The 18,567-nt window shown below is 63.2% G+C and carries 11 protein-coding genes; 9 read left to right on the top strand and 2 right to left on the bottom strand.

From position 1 onward, the window contains the following. Positions 1–16 precede the first annotated feature (16 nt). The 6 genes from V3330_RS01525 (at position 17) to V3330_RS01500 (ending at position 6,874) form a co-directional block, all read left to right on the top strand. Positions 17–1,591 (top strand): amidohydrolase family protein, encoded by a 1,575-nt coding sequence (locus V3330_RS01525; RefSeq protein ID WP_354693613.1) that lies wholly within the window; start codon positions 17–19, stop codon positions 1,589–1,591. 68 nt (positions 1,592–1,659) lie between these two features. Beyond that, the gene (locus V3330_RS01520; RefSeq protein WP_354693612.1) at positions 1,660–2,145 is read left to right on the top strand and encodes a DUF3830 family protein; all 486 of its coding nucleotides are present in this window, start codon (positions 1,660–1,662) and stop codon (positions 2,143–2,145) included. Positions 2,146–2,215: 70 nt separating this feature from the next. Continuing rightward, positions 2,216–3,097, top strand: coding sequence for a bile acid:sodium symporter family protein (locus V3330_RS01515; protein WP_354693611.1), 882 nt, complete (start codon positions 2,216–2,218; stop codon positions 3,095–3,097). A gap of 95 nt (positions 3,098–3,192) precedes the next feature. After that, on the top strand, positions 3,193–3,684 hold the full coding sequence (locus tag V3330_RS01510; RefSeq protein ID WP_354693610.1) for a MarR family winged helix-turn-helix transcriptional regulator: 492 nt from the start codon (positions 3,193–3,195) through the stop codon (positions 3,682–3,684). A gap of 86 nt (positions 3,685–3,770) precedes the next feature. Beyond that, the gene (locus V3330_RS01505) at positions 3,771–5,081 is read left to right on the top strand and encodes an NAD(P)/FAD-dependent oxidoreductase (RefSeq protein ID WP_354693609.1); all 1,311 of its coding nucleotides are present in this window, start codon (positions 3,771–3,773) and stop codon (positions 5,079–5,081) included. A 59-nt stretch (positions 5,082–5,140) separates the two neighbouring features. Further along, on the top strand, positions 5,141–6,874 hold the full coding sequence (locus V3330_RS01500) for an NHL repeat-containing protein (protein ID WP_354693608.1): 1,734 nt from the start codon (positions 5,141–5,143) through the stop codon (positions 6,872–6,874). Positions 6,875–7,103: 229 nt separating this feature from the next. Here V3330_RS01500 and V3330_RS01495 read toward each other — a convergent pair whose 3' ends face one another. Together V3330_RS01495 and V3330_RS01490 are read right to left on the bottom strand one after the other, a co-directional pair. Then, the gene (locus tag V3330_RS01495) at positions 7,104–10,559 is read right to left on the bottom strand and encodes a pyruvate carboxylase (RefSeq protein ID WP_354693607.1); all 3,456 of its coding nucleotides are present in this window, start codon (positions 10,557–10,559) and stop codon (positions 7,104–7,106) included. A gap of 128 nt (positions 10,560–10,687) precedes the next feature. After that, complete coding sequence (locus V3330_RS01490; protein ID WP_354693606.1) at positions 10,688–13,129, bottom strand: DUF3604 domain-containing protein; 2,442 nt, start codon at positions 13,127–13,129, stop codon at positions 10,688–10,690. Between the two features lie 150 nt (positions 13,130–13,279). On the opposite strand from V3330_RS01490, the gene V3330_RS01485 reads away from it, so the two are divergent. The 3 genes from V3330_RS01485 to V3330_RS01475 are packed head-to-tail and all read left to right on the top strand — an operon-like array spanning position 13,280 to position 18,551. Then, positions 13,280–14,683: an amidohydrolase family protein gene (locus V3330_RS01485; protein ID WP_354693605.1), complete on the top strand. Its 1,404-nt coding sequence runs from the start codon at positions 13,280–13,282 to the stop codon at positions 14,681–14,683. Positions 14,684–14,686: 3 nt separating this feature from the next. After that, positions 14,687–16,348, top strand: a complete 1,662-nt coding sequence (locus tag V3330_RS01480) for an amidase family protein (protein ID WP_354693604.1) — start codon at positions 14,687–14,689, stop codon at positions 16,346–16,348. A gap of 37 nt (positions 16,349–16,385) precedes the next feature. Next, positions 16,386–18,551 (top strand): prolyl oligopeptidase family serine peptidase, encoded by a 2,166-nt coding sequence (locus V3330_RS01475; protein ID WP_354693603.1) that lies wholly within the window; start codon positions 16,386–16,388, stop codon positions 18,549–18,551. Positions 18,552–18,567: the final 16 nt, after the last annotated feature.

Here is an 18,567-nt window from a genome sequence, read left to right as displayed (position 1 = left end):
AATGAGGAGACTGCAGATGAAAACTGGCCATCGTTGCCGCCCGTACCTGTCCCTGAGCGTACTCGCGGTACTGCTGTTCGCGTGGGTTCCGTTACTCGCGGAAGTGGACGAGGAGAGCCTGATGCGCATCCTGGGCCCGCAGGAGCCCCCGTTCGTGCCGCAGCATCCCATCGCTATCGTGGGTGGTACCGTTATCGATGCCACCGGGGCGCCGCCGAAGCTCGGTCATACCGTTATCATCGAGGGTGAGCGCATCACCCGGGTCGGCCCCAGCGAGTCCGTGGACATTCCGGACGGCGCGCAGGTCATCGATGCCGAGGGCATGACCATCATGCCCGGCATCATCAACTCCAACCAGCACATCCAGCTCAACCCGCTGTACCCGGCGCCCACCGCCGACCTGCCGCTGGACGTGCTGCGTGCCCGTTGGGAGGAGACATTCGCACGCATGCCCCACCGCGCCTGGGTGTATTTGATGCAGGGTGTGACCAGCATGCGTCAGACGAGCGGTCCCTCGGCGCGTATTTTGCCGGTTAAAAAGCGAATCGACAGCGGAGAGCTGGCGGGTCCGCGGATTTTCCTGGGTGGCGCCTTGTTCATGAGCCGTCAGCACTTCGAGCACTACATCGAAGAAAACAACACGCCGGAAGATGCCGTGGAATGGCTGCGTGATGAATTCGCATACAACGTTCTGTACGACATTGAAGAAGGCACGGACAAATACCTCGGTCCCGAGTACAACTACTGGAAGCTGTACATGTCGGACGAGGAATACGACGGCGAAAATGATTTCTCAGACGAGGAACTGCGCTACATCATCGACAAGGCGCACGCGCACGGAAAGATCATCGACGTGCACGCCGGTCCGCACAATCCGGGTCTGCGCCGCATGCTGGACTTCGATATCGATACCCTCGAGCACCCGTTCTATGGCCACGTGCTGATCGACGAGGATGTGATTCAGGGCTACGTTGACAAGAACGTCATCGTCGATACCCTGTTGCGGGTCATGGTGACCGGCGCGGAGAATTTCGAGGATCCCCACCAGTTCAACGAGACCTTGTTCATCATGTCGATGGAGCCGAAAGAGTATCGCCTGCTAATGCGCTACCGCGACAAGATGCTGTTCAACCGCAAGCACCCGGACCAGTCCGGTTTGCCGATCTACAAGAGTGACCGCGCCACCCTGGAAGGCCGTTCCGACGGAGGCGACACATTCGGGATTTCCGGTCCCTCGTACGACATGGTGCAAAAACGCCGTGCTGTTTCGCATGAAAATATGCGACGCTTCATTCGCGCCGGCGCGAAGCTGTCGCTCGGTACGGATACGCCTTCGTTCCTGAATTTTCAGCAGGAAGATCCCAATGCCACCGAGTATCAGCAGATGGTGGAAGAGGGCCTGACCCCCATGGATGCCGTGATCGCCGCCACGCGCAACGGCGCCGAGGCCCTGGGCATGGCGGATCAGCTGGGAACGGTCGAAGAAGGTAAACTGGCGGACGTGATCGTGGTCTCCGGAAACCCGTTGGCGGATCTCGAAGCACTGCGCCGCGTTTACGCAGTTATCAAGGGTGGCGTTCGCTACAAATAAGCCTGGTAATAAAGGCAGACAAGGCGCGAACGGCAGTCGATGCGCGCCTCATCAAGGGAGAAGAAGGTATGCAATTCATCCGGTTCACCGAATCGGTTTCGGGTCTTTCGGCGCGTTGCCGTCTGCTGAATGAACAGGCGCCGCGGTCCGCCCGTTTTCTCGAACAACTCGCGGCCGGAAGACACGCCTTCGAGGCCATGCACGCGATCTGGACCGGGCCGGAATTATCCGTCCCGTTGCCGGCCGCGGTCCTGCCAGAGTCGCTGGCCGCCGACGTGATACCCGAGGAGAACGCCACATCGTTTCCACAGGCCGGCGACATCGTGCTGGCTTCGATGCCGGCCTCGTCGATCATCGGCCTGCCGCCCGGAAATTTTTTCGACATCGGACTGTTTTACGGTCCGGGCGGACGCCTGTTGATGCCCTTCGGGCTGATTCGCGCCAATGTATGCGCGCGCGTCGTGGACGAGGATTTCGAGGCATTTCAGGCGGGTATCGGGACGATTCGCCGCAACGGAGCCTGCACCCTGGCGCTGGCGCCCGGCGATGACTGAAGTGCCGGGCCTGCCCGCGGCTTGGAAACCCGCCCGCGATGCTGGCGCCTGCCGGCAAGGAAACTGAACCATGACCCTGATCGACGATATCCTGCTGCCGGCGTCTCTGTGGACTATCATGTTTTCGATGGGCCTCAGCCTCACGGTTGATGATTTCCGGCGCATCGCGGCCAACCGGCGCGCGCTTTACGTGGGGATCGGCAGCATGCTGGTGGTTCCGCCGCTGATCGGATTGGTGTTCGTGTCGTTTTTCGCGCCCACGCCGGAGCTGGCGGTTGGTTTCATTCTGCTGGCAACCTGTCCGGGCGGAATGCTGTCGAACCTGATGACGGATCTGGCCGAGGGTGACCTGGCCCTGTCGTTGTCACTCAGCATCCTCGTCAGCATGGTGTACATCGTGGTGGTGCCGTTCTACGCGCACTTTGCCATCCAGCATTTCATCGGGGTCGAGGCACAGGTTTCGGTGCCGTTGATCGATTTCGTATGGAAGGTGTTCAGCATCACCCTGATTCCGGCCTCGTTGGGTTTGCTGTTGCGCACTTACCGGAATGATCTGGCGCTGCGTATCAAGGGCGCAGTCAAGATTCTCGGCACCGGGGTGCTGGTTGTGGCGTTCGGATTCATCCTGGTCGACCAGATTCCGGTCTTGCGTGAGCATTTCAGCAGCCTGTTCGGAGTTACCCTGGGCATGAACCTGGCGAACCTGGCGGTGGCCTTGACCCTCACGACGGTGTTCGCGCTGGTTCCCAAAGAGCGGGTCGCGATCGGCATCGAGCACATGATCCGCCAGGAAGGCACGGCCATTTACATCGCCGTTACCATCGTCGGCAGCCGGGAAATGTCACTGCCGATGATCATGAATACGCCGGTCGCGCTGTTTCTGTGTATCGCTTTCGTCTTCCTGTCGCGACGCTCCCTGGCCGAAAGTCGGGCCGGAGCGGCAAAGGTCTGAGTGCCGGTGATGCCGGTTGATCGTGGGTCGAGAGCTTTCATCAGAACGCGTGCTCCGTGCACAATGACGCCACCAAGTTAAGGAGCTCCCCAAAAATGGCTGAGACAAAAAACAGGGAACTGCCCCGGCATCTGGACCCGGCGAAAGCCGACTTCGATCTGTTCAGTTCGCCCTTCTACCTGATCGCGCACGCGGACTTCAAATTCCACGAAGACCTGGACAAGGCCATCGCCAAATACGGCCTCGACCGGGCGACTTATCGTCTGCTCACGGTTTTGATGCGTCGCAGCCCGATCAGTATCAAGGATCTTTCAACCCTGGCGCTGCTCAAGCGTTCGACCGCGAGCCGGGCACTGGAGCGCATGCGGCGCGAAGGGTGGGTCGAGCACAGCCTGAACAAGACGGACAATCGCATCACCGATGTGTACCTCACCCATTCGGGCCGTGAGTTGTCCGAGCGGGTGATGCAACTCGGCAGCCGGCAGCTCAAGCGGGCCGTGGAAGGGCTGGAAGAAAAGGACATGATGCGCCTGGTGATCCTGCTGCAGACGCTGGTCCGCAATCTCAGCAAACTTCCCATTGAATAAGACCCTGTCGGGATCGCCTGCCAATCGATGAAATACACCATGTCTTCATTCGCTCCACCCGGTACTTGCAAGGATTACCCGAACCCGTGACGGTTGGCAGACACGCTGACGATGCCCGCGAGAATGTGCTTTGGGACCATACCGCCCCTCCTGGCCCTGAAACCTCGAGGCTGGAAGGGGAGGCCGAGGCCAAGGTCGCGGTCATCGGCGCCGGAATCGCCGGCCTTTCGACCGCGTTGCACCTGGCCACTGCCGGCATATCGGTGGTCGTGCTGGAAGCCGGGGACATCGGCGGCGGGGCGACCGGCCGCAGTGGCGGACTGATCGCGCCTGATTTCATCCGCCACACACCCGATCAGGTTGAAGGCGAGGCGGGTCCGGATCGCGGTGAAGCCCTGGTCCGCATGATTGGCGGTTCGGCGGCCTACTGCTTCGATCTCATTTCCGAATACGGCCTGGAGTGCGAGGCGGCGCAGAACGGATTTTGGACACCGGCGCACAACGAACGGGTCGCCGAAAGTCTCCGGACCCGGGTGCGACAGTGGCAGGCCAGGGGTTTTGGCGCCCGCTACGCCGACCAGGAGGAGACGGCCCGCACGCTGGGAACGGATCGGTATTGTGGCGCTTTGGTGCTTGCCGACGGCGGCACGCTCAACCCATTGGCCTTCGCCCGCGGGCTGGCCCGTGTGGCCATCGAAAAAGGGGTGGCGATCTTTGAAAACAACCCGGTCCATTCACTGGAACGGCAAGGTGGAACCTGGCGCCTGAACACCGCTGATGGGCCGGTGACGGCGCGTCAACTCGTGCTGGCCGCGAATGGTGGCAACGGACAACTGCACCCGGGCATGCGCGGCGTGGTCATGCCGCTGGATGTGATCGAATACGCGACGCGGACACTCGATACGAACCGCTACCCAATGCTCGAAAACGGTGCTTCGTTCACGGACAAGCAGCCGTATGTGTTCACCGGCCGGTTCGATGCCGAGCGCAGGTTGATCGCGGCTTTTCCCGATTTCGCCATCCCGCGCAGCCGTCGCGTATTGGAATACGAGGCGCGAACGCGCGTGCGCCAGCATTTTCCCCACTGTTCGGATGTCGAAATCGAGTTTCTATGGCCCGGCCGGGCGTGGCTCAACAGTGATCTGCTCCCACGGGTGTATGACCTCGGTGACAGTGCGCTGGCGATCCAGGCCTGCAACGGTCGTGGCTTGTCGGTCAACACCGTCCTGGGTGCGGAGTTGGCCAGGGCGATTGCCAACGAGGACTACGCCGGCTTGCCGGTGGCGCCGAACAGGCCCCAACCCATTCGGGGCTTCGCGATTGCGCGCCACGTTCCCACCTTGCTGATGCTGTACGCGCATCTGCGCAGCAAAATCACGCGGGCCTTCACACGCTGATTCCGGTCACGTCGACCCGGTAATGACCGGGTCGGTTTCCATCCGTGCGACAATGAAGCATGGATAACAAACACCCGGTTGCGCGAACTCTGGCTGTATTGTTCCTGGTGTTGCTGCTGCTGAGTCTCGGAGGGCGATTCCGCAGCAGCGAGATGGCGGCCGCATCGGTTGGGCCCACCCATATCGCTGCGGGTGGCGAAGTGGTTTACGTGCATGCCGCAGGCAGCCTGTACCGATTGGATTCGACCGGCGCGTTGCTCGACCGCATTCCCCTCCAGGCCCTGGGAGTCGACAGTGATCCCATCGACTTGCGGGTATTGCCCGACGGGCGGTTGCTCGTGGCCACCCAGCGCCCGGCGGCGATTCGCGTTTGCCAATGGGTCGAGCCCGCGGGAGATTCGGTTTGTGAGACCCTGCCGATTCCACGCAGTGCCAGGCCGGAGCGTCAGTTCAAGGTGCTGGCGGATCCCGCGCTGAAACCATCGCCGGCGGACTTCATCCTCACGGACGCCCGGGGCGACGATGTCCTGGGCTGGAACCGATCCGGAGCGGTCGTTTCTCTGCTGCCGCCGGGGACCCTGGCGGGACCGAACGACCTCGCGGCCGGCCCGGGCGGAACACTGTGGATTGCCGATACGGACCACCGGCGCATCGTGGAACTGGTCGCCGACGGTGAAGGCGGCTGGAAGACCGGCCGGGAGCATGGCGCCGTACATGCCTGGATGCGCGAGGCGCGGCATTTTCCGATGATGCTCGCCGCCGGGCCCGGCGGGCAGCTCTGGGTGACCCAGGCTTCGGAGTTTTCCGATGGCCGCGCGGACCTTGTGACCTTCGATCCGGAGCGTGGCGCGACCGGACGAATCGATCTGCCCGGCAGTCTGTTCGCGACCGATGTGGCGGCGATCGACGGGCAGATCCTCGTGACCGATCTCGACACTTTCCGCGTGTTTCGTGTTGACGCCCTGACTCGGCACGTCGGATTTTTCGGCGATGGCGATTTCACTGCGGCGATGGATGATCTGCGTGCTGGCCGGGCCCGCTACCTGCGTTTGAGTACATGGTCACTGGTGGCGGTGGTTCTGTGCGCGGCCCTGATGATCGCAGCGGCCGTCGCCGCGACTCCGAAAGGCCAGCGGCTCACGCCGGCGCCGGTTGCCCTGGACGTGGAAGCCGCGCCCGAGTCGGCCCCGGAGGTTCGAGGGGTTCACTGGCTGCCCCGGGAGCCGCGCTTCGAGCGTTCCCTCGTTTGGCTGAAATGGTCGGGTGTTTCGGCGGCGGTACTGATGGTCACCGTGTTGGCAGCGCTCTGGTTCATGACCCGGTCGCTGACGGATTCGGTCCCCGGCGCAGATGACTTGCTGCAGGGTGAATTCACCAAATTCGTGGGCCTCGGAGTGGCTTTCGTGTCGATCGCGCTGTTCGCGTCCCACCAGGCGGGGCGGGCGCTGGCCCTGCGCCTGGGTTCCGACGGGCGCCGATTGCACTTCCGGCTGCACGACGGCCGGGATCTCGCCGCAGCGCCGTCGGACCTCGTCTGGACCGGTCGCGCGATTCTGTATCGTGGCTTTCGTGTTCCGCTACAGGGCCCGGGGGCGAAGGGGGCGCGAATCTACCCGGAAGGGGAGCTGGAAAACTGGGTCGCGCCGTTGTTGCGCGACGTCGACCGTATCTCGGAGTGGGAGGCACTGAAACGCCAATGGCGGGCCGGGCAGGCTGGCTGGGTCTGGCTGGTGTTCGCGGTGGTGGTCCTGGGCTTGGTCCTGGTCGGCGCGGAGGCGTTCACGTCCGGATAATTCAGAGCTAAACCAATTGCCCCTGGGCCGTGCGGCTTCGCCCTGAAGTCCGCCACCACCCGGAGAGAAATCATGCGTTACCCGGGCCGCGTTGACGGCACGGTTCACCCGTGAAGCGGTGACGTTCATTCGACAATCGGGTACGGAACCGTTCTTTCTTCTGCTGGCCTGCGCTGCACCGCACATTCCGCTCGCCGTCAGCCCGGACCCGGACCGGTTCAACCCGATTTCAGACGAGTTCCACCACCAGGTCGCCTTGCTCGACCAAAGTGCCGGGTTCGAGGTGTACGGCCTTGATTTCACCGTCGCGGTGGGCCGCGATCGTGGTTTCCATCTTCATCGCCTCGATGACGAACAGCGGCTGGTCTTTCTCCACCGTGTCACCGGCGCTCACCTGCACGGAGGCCAGTCTTCCCATCAATGGTGAGCCGACCTCGTTGTCTTCGACCGCCTTGCGGTGGACGGCTGTCTTGCGCACCGCCGAAGCGTCCGCGATCAGCACGGTTCGGGTCTGCCCGTTGAGCTCGAAAGTGACCCGGCAGTTACCGTTTTCATCGGGCTTGGAACGGTATATGAAACGGATGGAAATGGTCTTTCCCTGTTGCAGCTTGACGAGGATTTCCTCGCCCGGCGGCAGGCCGTAGAAAAATGCCGGTGTCGGCAGGTAGTCGATTTCACCAAACTCCTGCTGGTGCTGGTAAAAGTCTTTGAAAACCTGCGGATACATCTTGTAGCTGAGAAAGTCCAGCATGTCGGTATCGTCGTCGAATTCCTTTTGAAACTCGGCGAATTCGCGGTCGAAGTCCACGGGTGGCAGGCTGGCGCCGGGCGGTTCGGTGGGCGCATCCTTGCCCTTGAGCACCAGCCGGGACAATTCGGCCGGAAATCCGCCGTCCATCTGACCGAGTTTTCCGCTGAACAGGTCGACGACGGAATCCGGAAACGCCAGTCGCTCGCCCTGTTCCATCACGTCCTGTTCGGTCAGGCCGTTGGCGGTCATGAACAGCGCCATGTCGCCGACCACTTTGGAGGAAGGTGTGACCTTGACGATGTCGCCGAACATGCGGTTGACGATCGCGTAATTCTTCTTGATCTGTTCGAAACGGTGCCCAAGCCCCAGTGAAACGGCCTGCGGGCGCAGGTTGGAGTACTGGCCGCCGGGTATTTCGTGGTCGTAGACTTCCGCCGTGCCCGATTTGAGGCCCGACTCGAACGGGTAGTAGTACTCCCGCGTCGCTTCCCAGTAGTTGGCGTAGTCGTTCAGCGAATCCAGGTCGAACGCCTGTTCGCGTTCGTGACCCTTCAGCACCGCAACCATCGAGTTCATGTTCACCTGCGAGGTCAGGCCGGACATCGAGGCCAGGCAGACATCGACGATGTCGACGTCGTTTTCGATCGCTTTGAGCAGGGTGGCGGGCTGCATCGACGAGGTGTCGTGGGTGTGCAGGTGAACCGGAATGTCGACCGCTTTCTTCAAGGCCGGAATCAGCATCTCGGCGGCATAGGGCTTGAGCAGACCGGCCATGTCCTTGAGCGCCAGCATGTGCGCCCCTTCGTCTTCCAGGCGCCGGGCCATGTCGAGGTAGTACTGCAGGTTGTAGCGATAGCCGGGATCGGTGTTGAGAACGTCCCCGGTGTAGCAGATTGTCGCTTCGGCAATGCCGCCGGTGCGCTCACGCACCACCTGGATGGAACGCTTCATGCCTTCGATCCAGTTCAGTGAATCGAAAATCCGGAACACGTCGATGCCGTTGTTCCAGGACTCCTCGATGAACTTCGCGATGAGATTGTCCGGGTAGGCCTTGTAACCGACCGCGTTGGAGCCGCGGAACAGCATCTGGAACAGGATATTGGGCATGGCTTCGCGCAATTCCTGCAAACGCCGCCAGGGACTCTCGTGCAGGAAGCGCATGGCGACGTCGAAGGTCGCGCCACCCCACATCTCCATCGAAAACACCTGCGGGTGCGCCTTGGCGAAACCTTCCGCCACGGCCAGCATGTCGCGGGTGCGTACCCGGGTGGCCAGCAGGGACTGGTGGGCATCGCGGAACGTGGTGTCGGTGTACAGAATGTGCTTCTGTTCCTTGACCCATTGGCACAGTCCTTCCGGGCCTTTCTCGTCCAGCAGGTTCTTGGTGCCGGGCGGATAACCCTGCAGCCGCTTGACCGGCGGGATGGCCGGCTTGCGGAAGGTGCGGTCGGGGATGGCGTCGCTGACATCCGGGTTGCCGTTGACGATCAGGTTGCCCAGATAACGCAGGGTCTTGGTGGCGCGGTCGAAGCGCTGGGAAATCTCGAACAACTCGGGATGCTCGTCGATGAACGTGACCGTGGCCTCGCCGGATTCGAAAACCGGGTGTTGCAGCACGTTCTCGAGGAATCCGATGTTGGTCTTGACGCCGCGCACCCGGAATTCCCGCAAAGCCCGGTGTCCGCGCTGAATTGCACCCTTCAGGGTGCGTCCCTGGGAGGTGAGTTTGACCAGCAGAGAATCGAAGAACGGTGAAACCTGGGCGCCCGCGTAGGCCACACCCATGTCCAGCCGGATGCCAAAGCCGCCAGGGCTGCGGTAGGCGATGAGCGTGCCGTAATCGGGTTGGAAGCGGTTTTCAGGGTCCTCGGTGGTGATGCGGCACTGCACCGCGTAACCGACGCAGGAAATCTCTTCCTGCGCGCCGATGCCGATTTCGGGGTCGCTGAGCCGGCAACCGCGCGCGACCTGGATCTGGCTGCGCACGATGTCGATGCCGGTCACTTCTTCGGTGACGGTGTGCTCGACCTGGATGCGCGGATTGACCTCGATGAAGTAGATGTTCTCGTCGCGGTCGACCAGGAACTCCACGGTGCCCGCGTTGGTGTAGCCCACGTGCCGCGCCAGCGCCAGCGCGTGATCGAACAGGGCCTGGCGGGTTGTGTCCTTGAGCCCGGTGCTGGGGGCCACCTCCACCACTTTCTGGAAGCGGCGCTGGACCGAGCAGTCGCGCTCGTACAGGTGGACCAGGTTGCCGTGGGTGTCGCCCAGAATCTGCACCTCGATGTGCTTGGGCGAATCGATGTACTTTTCCAGGAACATGGTGTCGTCGCCGAAGGCCTTGCCGGCCTCGCTGCGCGCGTCGGACCACGCACCCTTCAGATCCGCATCCGAGCGAACGACCCGCATGCCGCGGCCACCGCCGCCGGCGGCGGCTTTGAGCATGACCGGATAACCGATCCGCTCCGCCTCGCTGCGTGCCACGTCGATGGATTCCAGGGGCTCCCGGCTGTCTTCGATAACGGGCAGCCCGGCCTCGGTCGCGGCCTGCTTGGCGCGCACCTTGTCGCCCAGCCGCGCCATGACTTCCGGGGTCGGACCGACGAACCTGATGCCCTCTTCACCGCAGCGCCGCGCGAAATCCACGTTTTCCGACAGGAATCCGTAGCCAGGGTGGATGGCGTCCACATCGTGCAGTTTGGCCACTTCGATGATGGCCTCGATGTCGAGATAGGGTTTGAGCGGGTCGTCGTCTTCGCCCACCTGGTAGGCTTCATCGGCTTTGTAGCGATGCGATGAAAAGCGGTCTTCGTGCGTGAAAATGCTGACCGTGCGGATGCCGAGTTCGGCCGCCGCGCGCAGTACGCGAATGGCGATCTCGCCGCGGTTGGCGACGAGAATCTTGCGAATATCCGTGGGAAGGTCTTGCGACATAAAGGTTACCCGGGTCTTAGGTGTGTGGACGGCTATCCTGCCTAGTCTCGGGACTCAGGGCTATACCTTCTTGTCCCGCAGCGCAGGATTGTTGACGCCGGGTTCCAGCACAAAGGGAACGTGATCGTTCAGCGGGTGACAAAAATCGGACTCGACCAGGCGGTCGCACCATCTTCCTGCTGTACGCGGACCCAGTAGGCGTGGGTGCCGCCGGGCGGATGCGGGTCGGTCCATTCGTGCCGGACATGGCCGGGATAATCCCGGCCTACACGGCTGACCGCCACTTCCCGATCGACGCCGCCGGCCTGAAACACAGTCGCTTCCGGTGTGATTTCATCGAGCGGCACGGTTACTTCGACGCGGTCATCGCCTTCGGACGACGTGTCGAACTGTCCCCGGGACCGCATCCGCAATCGAATGTCGATGGCCGCACCCGTTGTGGCGTCTGCCGTGAAAACCACTCCGTCCTCGTCTCCGGACGTCACGGTCGCGATGTGGATGGCCTCGTCATCGTGCCGGACCGTTTCGGTGGGGTAGTCCAGTCGCCAGGGCCGGATGTCGTCGAGTTTTGCCGCCGGCCCGCGGATTTCACCGCTCCAGTTGGTGACCCGGCCCCGCTCCCGCGATGCGGCGCCGCGCCAGACTACCCGGTAATCCGATGCCGGGCGGTCGGGCCTGAAGATGCCGATTCGCTCGGTGCCGCGGAAGAATTCGATTTGCTCGATTCCAGCCGTGCCACTGGTCTCGACGGTGAAACGGGGTGCCTCCCGCGCTGTGAGTTCCTGGCCCATCCAGTGCTCGCCCGCGGTGAAACGCAACTGGATGCGTTCACCGGTCGTGGCGTAGACGCGTCGTGCCAGAAATGCCTCCCAGATGGCCTCGCGGGTCAGGTTTCTGGCGAATACGCAGGTCAACCCGCCGTGCACCGAGAACAGGCCGTCGCCGGGAATGGAATCGCCCAGTTTGCCGTAGACGTCGTCACTGCTGGCGGTGAATCCGACTTTGAGTCCGCGTTCCAGGGCCTCGCGCAGAAACCATTCGAACTGGCCGTGATTGGAGTACATTTCGATCACCGGCATGAGGTTCGCGTCGTGATATTCGAGGTTGGCCCGGCGGCCACCGATGTGGGGCATCAGGAAGGTCTTGTCCCGGTCCACGCTGGCGATCAGGTCGGTCACCGTGTAGCGATCGTCGGCCGGATCGTAACCGCGCAGGTCGGGCTCTACATAGGCGCTGCGGAACAAGGGTTGGTCTTCTTCGAGGTAAATCACGTTGTGATCACCGCCGCGGCCGGTGGTGCCGGACCATTCGTAGCCCGGAAACACCACGAAACGCCCGGCTTCGTCGAAATGCCGGCTGGTGGCCTGGATGGCATCCCAGGTGGCCGAGGTGATGTGAAAGTCGTTGACCGCCCAGGACATGAAATCGATTCCGGCAAAGCCGCGGGCGTAGCCCGCATACTGTGCCAGGTTCGAGGAACCGCGAATGTGCTGACCGTGCAGATCACCGCAATAGAGATTGAATTCCGGGGTGGTTCGGGTTACCAGGAGATTGGATTCGGCCTTCAGTGCCGGGGCATCCAGGGTGCGGCCGTGGACGGTGATCCGTGTTTCCTCCGGGGGAAGCGCCAGATCGTCGAAACGCCGGTAACCGCGATCCTGGGTGCGGAATGTGTAGGTTTCAGGAAGTCCGCCAATCCCGTTCGCCGACAGCGCGACCGTACCGGTGAATGAGGTCGCCGGGTTGCCCCACTTGTCCTTGACCTTCACCAGCAGCCAGGTGGTGCCTCCGGCTTCCGCCTCGGACGGCCAGAGCAGTTGCAGCCGGGCTGCCTCGTCGGCGAGCACTTCCATGCGCGGCGATTCCAACACGCGGACCGGCATGTTGGCATTCAGTGGATCGACCGCAAAGCGGAATTCCTGGCTCTGGTGGGGTTTGACGGTGGGCGCTCGGGCGCCGGGACTTCCGGCCGAGCGGTCGCCCAGAATGATGTTGACCCGATCGCCCGCAACCAGGTTGCCTTCGCGTACCGTGAAGATCAGTCCTCCCCAGTATGGCCGTGGCCCCGCATGCCGGTTGTCCTGACTTACGCTGATGTGCGCCTGGCCCATGGTTTCCACGCTAACGTAATTCGGTGCTTCAGGGTCCGTCCACTGAAATCGGCCCCAGTCGGCCACGGCATTGAACAGCAGGAACAACCGCGCGCCATCGTCGATGCCGAGATGTCCGACCTGGTAACTGAGGCGCCAGGTTCCGTATTGTCCGGTGGTCGCCTGCGCGTCGGCTTCCAGCGTGGCGTGGCCATACAGCCGTCGGTTCTGCCCGGGCCCCTGCGGGCCCAGGTCGAGTTCGAACGAATCGATTGGCTCCTGCCCGTTGGGCGGCTCTGCGCGCTCCGCGGCAAGCAGCGGCTGGATCGCGATCGAGACACTGTTCGGAGTCAGGAAAACCGGGGCCAGCAAGACCAGGACGAAAAAGGTCAGAACTCGCCGCGGTGAGGCGCTGCGCGAAACGGCGGTGCGAGTGACGGGTGGCGGAGGATTCGTGCGGCAGGTCGGATTGGGACTCATGGTTGCGAGGGGCTCCGGGTTCACGGTCGTCGAGGAAAAGAAGCTAGAGTGATCACAATCGCGTGAAAATGAATACAAAGTAGCAGTATGGACGGAACGTCGCAACACGGAGCGACCATTCGGTCACGCTAAAACCCCGCGGTATTCGCCGTGGGGCGCAAGCCCTTCGACGCGCGTGGTATCGGTGCGCCCCTGCTCATATACTGCACAGACTTCCTTCCAACCGGAGGTGTCGCCATCTTCAGATACGCCCACAAACCCGCCATCCCACGGCAGTATCTGCTTTCCCTGATGCTGTTGCTTGTTGTGGGCGAAGCCCGGGCGCTTGATCGCCTGGCCATCGTCGGCGGACATGTCGTGGATGTCGTGCGCGGCGAGATCACACGCGATGCCGTGGTCGTGGTCCAGGGCGATCGCATTGTTTCCGTTGAATCCGGAGCGCAGGCAGTTCTCCCGGACGATGTGGAGATTCTGGACGCCACGGGCACCTGGCTGATCCCGGGCCTGATGAACATGCACGTTCACCTGGGACTGAAACTGCCCGGGAAGATGTCCGCCGAACTGGCCAACGAGACCGAGGCCGAGTTGGCCCTGCGCATGGCCGCCTATGCCCGGGAAATTCTGCACGCGGGTGTGACCACCATTCGTTCACCGGGCAATTCCTGGCCGCCGCGGGCGCCGGGGCATGAGGATCTGGCTTTGAGCAAGGCGATCGCGGCGGGACAGGCGGTCGGTCCCCGTATTTTCAGCGCAGGCGAAGCGCTGGTGATCACCGGTGGGCATGGATCCGTGGCCGGGCAAACCCACAACGACGGGCCGTGGGAGCTTACGCGGGCCGCGCGGCGTGAAATCAGTGCCGGAGCCTCGTGGGTCAAGATCATGATTTCGGGCGGGGTAGCGACCGAGGGCGGATCGATCGCCGAAGCGCTGATGACGCCGGATGAGATTCGTGCCGTGGTCGACGCCGCTCACCGCTTCGGCGCGCGCGTGGCGGCCCATTCCGGTTCGCCCGGCGCGACCCGGATCGCGGTCGATGCCGGAGTCGACAGCATCGAGCACGGCTATTTTCTCGATCGCCCCGTATTGCGGGCGATGAGGCGAAATGGCACCTGGCTGGTGCCCACCATTGTCGTCAGCCAGCCTGGCACGCGGCCGTTCTTCGAGAAAATCGGATCACCCGACTGGTACCTGGAGCGGCTGGAATCGGTCGGGCGGCAGCACTGGGAGGCGCTCGAAACAGCGATCGCGGAAGGTGTGAACATCGCGCTGGGAACCGACCAGCTCCCGTCGGAGCCCAACGACGGAACGACGGCAACGGCCCGCGAGGCGCAATACTACGTGGCAGCGGGAATGACGCCGCTGCAGGCCCTGCAGTCGGCGACGATCGAGCCGGCGCGCATGCTCGGTGCCGACGCCGAACTCGGTTCGATCGGGCCAGGCAAGTATGCGGACATCGTCGCGGTGGCCGCAGATCCCACCGCGGACATCAAAGCCCTGCGCGACATTCGCCTGGTGGTGAAGGGCGGCCACGTGTTTCGCAGCGAACTGGACTGAACCATGAACACTTCGCGATTGATGAAGCCCGCCAGGGTTCGCCGGCTTTCCGGTCTGCACGGCCTGATGGCATGTGTGCTGTTATGGGCCGGCCTTTTCGCTCCGCTGCAGGCTGGCGAACGGGTCTTCGACCTGCGTGAAGCGGGGATTGACGACATCCAGGCCGCGGTGGCGGCGGGCGCTTTGACGTACGAACGTCTGGTCGAGCTCTACCTGGCGCGGATCGAGACTTACGACGATGCCGGGCCTCGTCTGCGCGCCATCATCGAAGTCCCTCCCCGGGCCCTGGAAATTGCCCGCGCACTCGACATCGAACGCGAGGAACGCGGACTGCGCGGCCCCCTGCACGGAATTCCCGTGGTCATCAAGGACACGATCGACGTCGCCGATATTCCCTCGGCTGGCGGCAACATCGCGCTGGCGGGAACCTTTCCTTCGGACGACGCCACGGTGGTGGCGAAGCTGCGTGCTGCCGGCGCGATCATCCTGGCCAAAACCAATCTCGACGAGTTCAACATGGGTGCCGAAGGCCTGAGCTCACTGGGCGGTCAAACCCTCAACCCGTATGACCTCGAGCGGAATCCCGGAGGTTCCAGTGCGGGCTCGGGTGTGGCCGTAAACGTCGGCTTCGCGACCGTCGCGCTCGGCACGGAGTCGGGTGCGTCGGTCCGGAGTCCGTCCAGCAACAACAGCCTGGTCGGCATCGCTCCGTCGGAGGGCCTGGTGAGCCGGGCTGGCGTCATGGCGATTTCCTACACCCAGGATCGGGTTGGACCGATGGCGAAAACCGTGCGGGATGCGGCGCTGATGTTGCAGGTGATGCGGGGATTCGACGCGGCCGATCTGTTCACCTGGCAGTCCCTGGGCCGGCTGGACGGTGTGGACTACCTGGCCGCCCTGGATACCAACGCCCTGGCCGGGGCGCGGATCGGCGTGCTCCGCGACCTGTTTCGCGAAGGTGATGAATTCAGGGAAATCAATACGCTGATCGAAACCGAAATTCAGACTCTGCGCGGACCTGCTGATTCCGAGGTCAACGTCATGCCCGGGTCCGGCGCCATGCTGGTCGATGGTCTGTCACTCGGCCTGGATGTGATCGACTTCTTTCCCGACGCACGCGCCAGCGTGCCGGAAATCCGCGCCACCTTCGATGCCTGGCTGACCGCGCGCGGTCCGGACACGCCGGTGGCCTCGTTCGAGGACCTGGTCCGGTCCGGTGAGTACCTGCAGGCGCTCAAACCCCTGTTTGAACGCGTGCTGGAGTTGCCGGGCCCCGATCTCAATCGCAACTATCACGCCCGGCTGGCCAATCGCGCCACGGTGCGGCGGCTCATCGTCGATCTGATGGACCGCCACCGCCTGGATGCGCTGGTCTATCCGTTCAAGTCGCTGGCGGCTCCGCCGCTCGGTACCTCGGACCGGGGACCGCGTGACAATCCCGTCAGTTCGGTATCCGGGCTGCCTGCGATCGTCGTGCCGGCCGGAGTCACGAGCGAGGGACTGCCGATTTCCATCGAGTTCCTGGGGCGGCCGTTCAGCGAAGCAACCCTGATCGCCATCGCGTATGCCTACGAGCAGCAGAGCCGCAAGCGGGTCGCGCCGGATTCGACCCCGGGCCTGACGGGGGAGCGGTTCACCTACACGGTGGAAGATCCTTGCGACTGAGCCGCCCTGGTAACCCAACACCGGAGCAGTGACTGATATGCGTTCTGTTTTGATTCGAGGAGTTCTGAATCTCCCTCTGATTCTTCTGATCCTGCTGTTCGTGTGCCCGCCTGGGGTACGGGCGGCCCCGCCCGAAATGTCCATCGACGGGTTCTACTCGTTGCCGCAAGTCATTGGCACCTCGCCTGAAGCGGCGGTGTGGTCGCCGGACGGGCGCCATGTCGCGTTCCTGTGGAACGATGGCGGCTACCCGTTTCGTGATGTCTGGCTGTACGATGCAGGGCGCGACTCCCTGCGCCGGTTGACCGACCTCGGGGGCGCCAACGCGCGATCAGAAACCGCGCGCGGAGTGACGGAAGTCGCGTGGCTGGCGTCAGGTGACCAGTTGGCATTCGTGTTCGAAGGAGACCTCTGGACCGTCGCTGCGGCCAGCGGCCAAAGCAACCGGCTCATGTCATCCGAAGAACGGGAACATAGCCTGCGGCCCGCTCCGGGCGACGATCGGTTCGCTTTCGTCCGCAGCGGAGACCTTTGGGTCCTGGACAGCGACGATGCGCGCGCCGCGCACCGCTTGGTGTACACGGAATCCGGCAAGGTGGCGGTGGAACGCTACCGGTGGTCGCCCGACGGCGACCGCATCGCGGTGGTTCTGGCCGATAAACGCCGCGTGCCGGTCCGGGACATCCACTTCTACGCGGAAGGAGAGCACCGGGTCCACCGGGTTTCCCGGCCGCTGCCGGGAGAAGAAACCACGCGGCGACGGATCGGCATCGTCGATGCGCAGGAACCGAACGACGCGCTGTGGCTGGAGCATCCGGCCCTCCACCCGGTATACGGTATCGCCTGGTCGCATGCCGGGGACCGGCTGCTGGTGGACAGCAGCAGTTTCCTGCTGGAGGAGCGCAATGTACGTACCTATAGGGCGCAGACCGGCGAGGCTACGCTGCATTACCGTTTTCTCGAGCCGCGTCAGCTCAACCCGGCCTGGTCGGCCGCCTGGGCGCCCGGCGACCGGGGGCTCGTCATTCTCAGTGACCGGGGCGGCAGGTATCACCTCTACCACCAGGCCGAACCGACTGGCGAACTGCGCCGGCTGACCGGTGGAGAATGGGAGGTGTCGTCATTCGAAGTCGACGCGGACGGCGGCTCGATCTACTTTGCGGCCAACAAAGATCACGTGGCCGATCGCCAGCTCTACCGCGTACCGTTCGATGGCGGTGACATCGAAAATCTCAGCCAGCGGCCGGGAACCCACGACGCGGTGTACGCGCCCGGTTTCGGCCGCGCCGTCGTCCGCCATTCCAGCGACACGAGGCCTCCCGACCTGTATCTGCTGGCGACGCGGCAGCCGGGCGCAGCGGTGCCGGTGACCCACTCTCCCCTGCAGACTTTTGACACGCACAGGTGGGCGCAGGTGCGTTACATCGAATTTGCAAGTCACGTGGACGGCACCCCGCTTGTCGCGCGCCTGAGTCTGCCTGCGAACTACACGCCGGGCCACCGTTATCCGCTGATCGTGGGTTCGGTCTACGCCGATACCGTGCGCAACCAGTGGGGCGGGCGGACCTCTCACCCGACCTGGGGCCTGGATCAGGTGCTGGTGGCGCGCGGTTACCTGCTGCTCAATGTCAACGTCCGTGGGAGCTGGGGACAGGGCAAGTCCTTCCGGCAGGGCCTGTTGTCCGGCTACGGTGGCATTGACATCGACGACCTGGAAAGCGGTTTGCGCCACCTGGTCGATGAAGGTCTGGCCGATCCGGACCGGGTTGGCATCTGGGGTTCGAGTTACGGCGGCCTGATGACCCTGATGTCCCTGTTCAAGAAACCCGGGCTGTACGCCGCAGGCATTGCCGGCGCGCCCGCATCGAACGTGTGGCACGCGTTTCCCGAACAGATGTGGGTGATGGGTGATGCGGTGGGAGATTACGGCGATCGCTACCGGGCGCAGTCCGCCTATTATCACAGCCAGGGATTGCAGGACCCCTTGATGATCATTCATGGCACCGCGGACGACGTGGTGTTTTATGCCGATTCATTGGCACTGGCGGAGCGGATGATCGACCAGGGCAAGTCATTCGAACTCGTCAGCTTGCCGGGGGTCTCGCATGCCTGGGATGTCGATTCACTGTCGGAAGCCCGTTTCGCTTTCAATCGAATGGTCCGCTTTTTCGACCGGCACCTGAAGCCGGAAAACGCCCGTTGAATCGGCGCCGGCCGGG

Source organism: Elongatibacter sediminis, from assembly GCF_037892215.1.
Classification (GTDB): Bacteria; Pseudomonadota; Gammaproteobacteria; order Xanthomonadales; family SZUA-36; genus Elongatibacter; species Elongatibacter sediminis.
This window is presented reverse-complemented; position numbering and strand designations above follow the sequence as displayed.

What these genes read in the sequence shown, in the direction of transcription:
- V3330_RS01525 (WP_354693613.1), top strand. Translation starts at nt 17, where the DNA reads ATGAAAACTGGCCATCGTTGCCGCCCGTACCTGTCCCTGAGCGTACTC.
- V3330_RS01520 (WP_354693612.1), top strand. Translation starts at nt 1,660, where the DNA reads ATGCAATTCATCCGGTTCACCGAATCGGTTTCGGGTCTTTCGGCGCGT.
- V3330_RS01515 (WP_354693611.1), top strand. Translation starts at nt 2,216, where the DNA reads ATGACCCTGATCGACGATATCCTGCTGCCGGCGTCTCTGTGGACTATC.
- V3330_RS01510 (WP_354693610.1), top strand. Translation starts at nt 3,193, where the DNA reads ATGGCTGAGACAAAAAACAGGGAACTGCCCCGGCATCTGGACCCGGCG.
- V3330_RS01500 (WP_354693608.1), top strand. Translation starts at nt 5,141, where the DNA reads ATGGATAACAAACACCCGGTTGCGCGAACTCTGGCTGTATTGTTCCTG.
- V3330_RS01495 (WP_354693607.1), bottom strand. Translation starts at nt 10,559, where the DNA reads ATGTCGCAAGACCTTCCCACGGATATTCGCAAGATTCTCGTCGCCAAC.
- V3330_RS01490 (WP_354693606.1), bottom strand. Translation starts at nt 13,129, where the DNA reads ATGAGTCCCAATCCGACCTGCCGCACGAATCCTCCGCCACCCGTCACT.
- V3330_RS01480 (WP_354693604.1), top strand. Translation starts at nt 14,687, where the DNA reads ATGAACACTTCGCGATTGATGAAGCCCGCCAGGGTTCGCCGGCTTTCC.
- V3330_RS01475 (WP_354693603.1), top strand. Translation starts at nt 16,386, where the DNA reads ATGCGTTCTGTTTTGATTCGAGGAGTTCTGAATCTCCCTCTGATTCTT.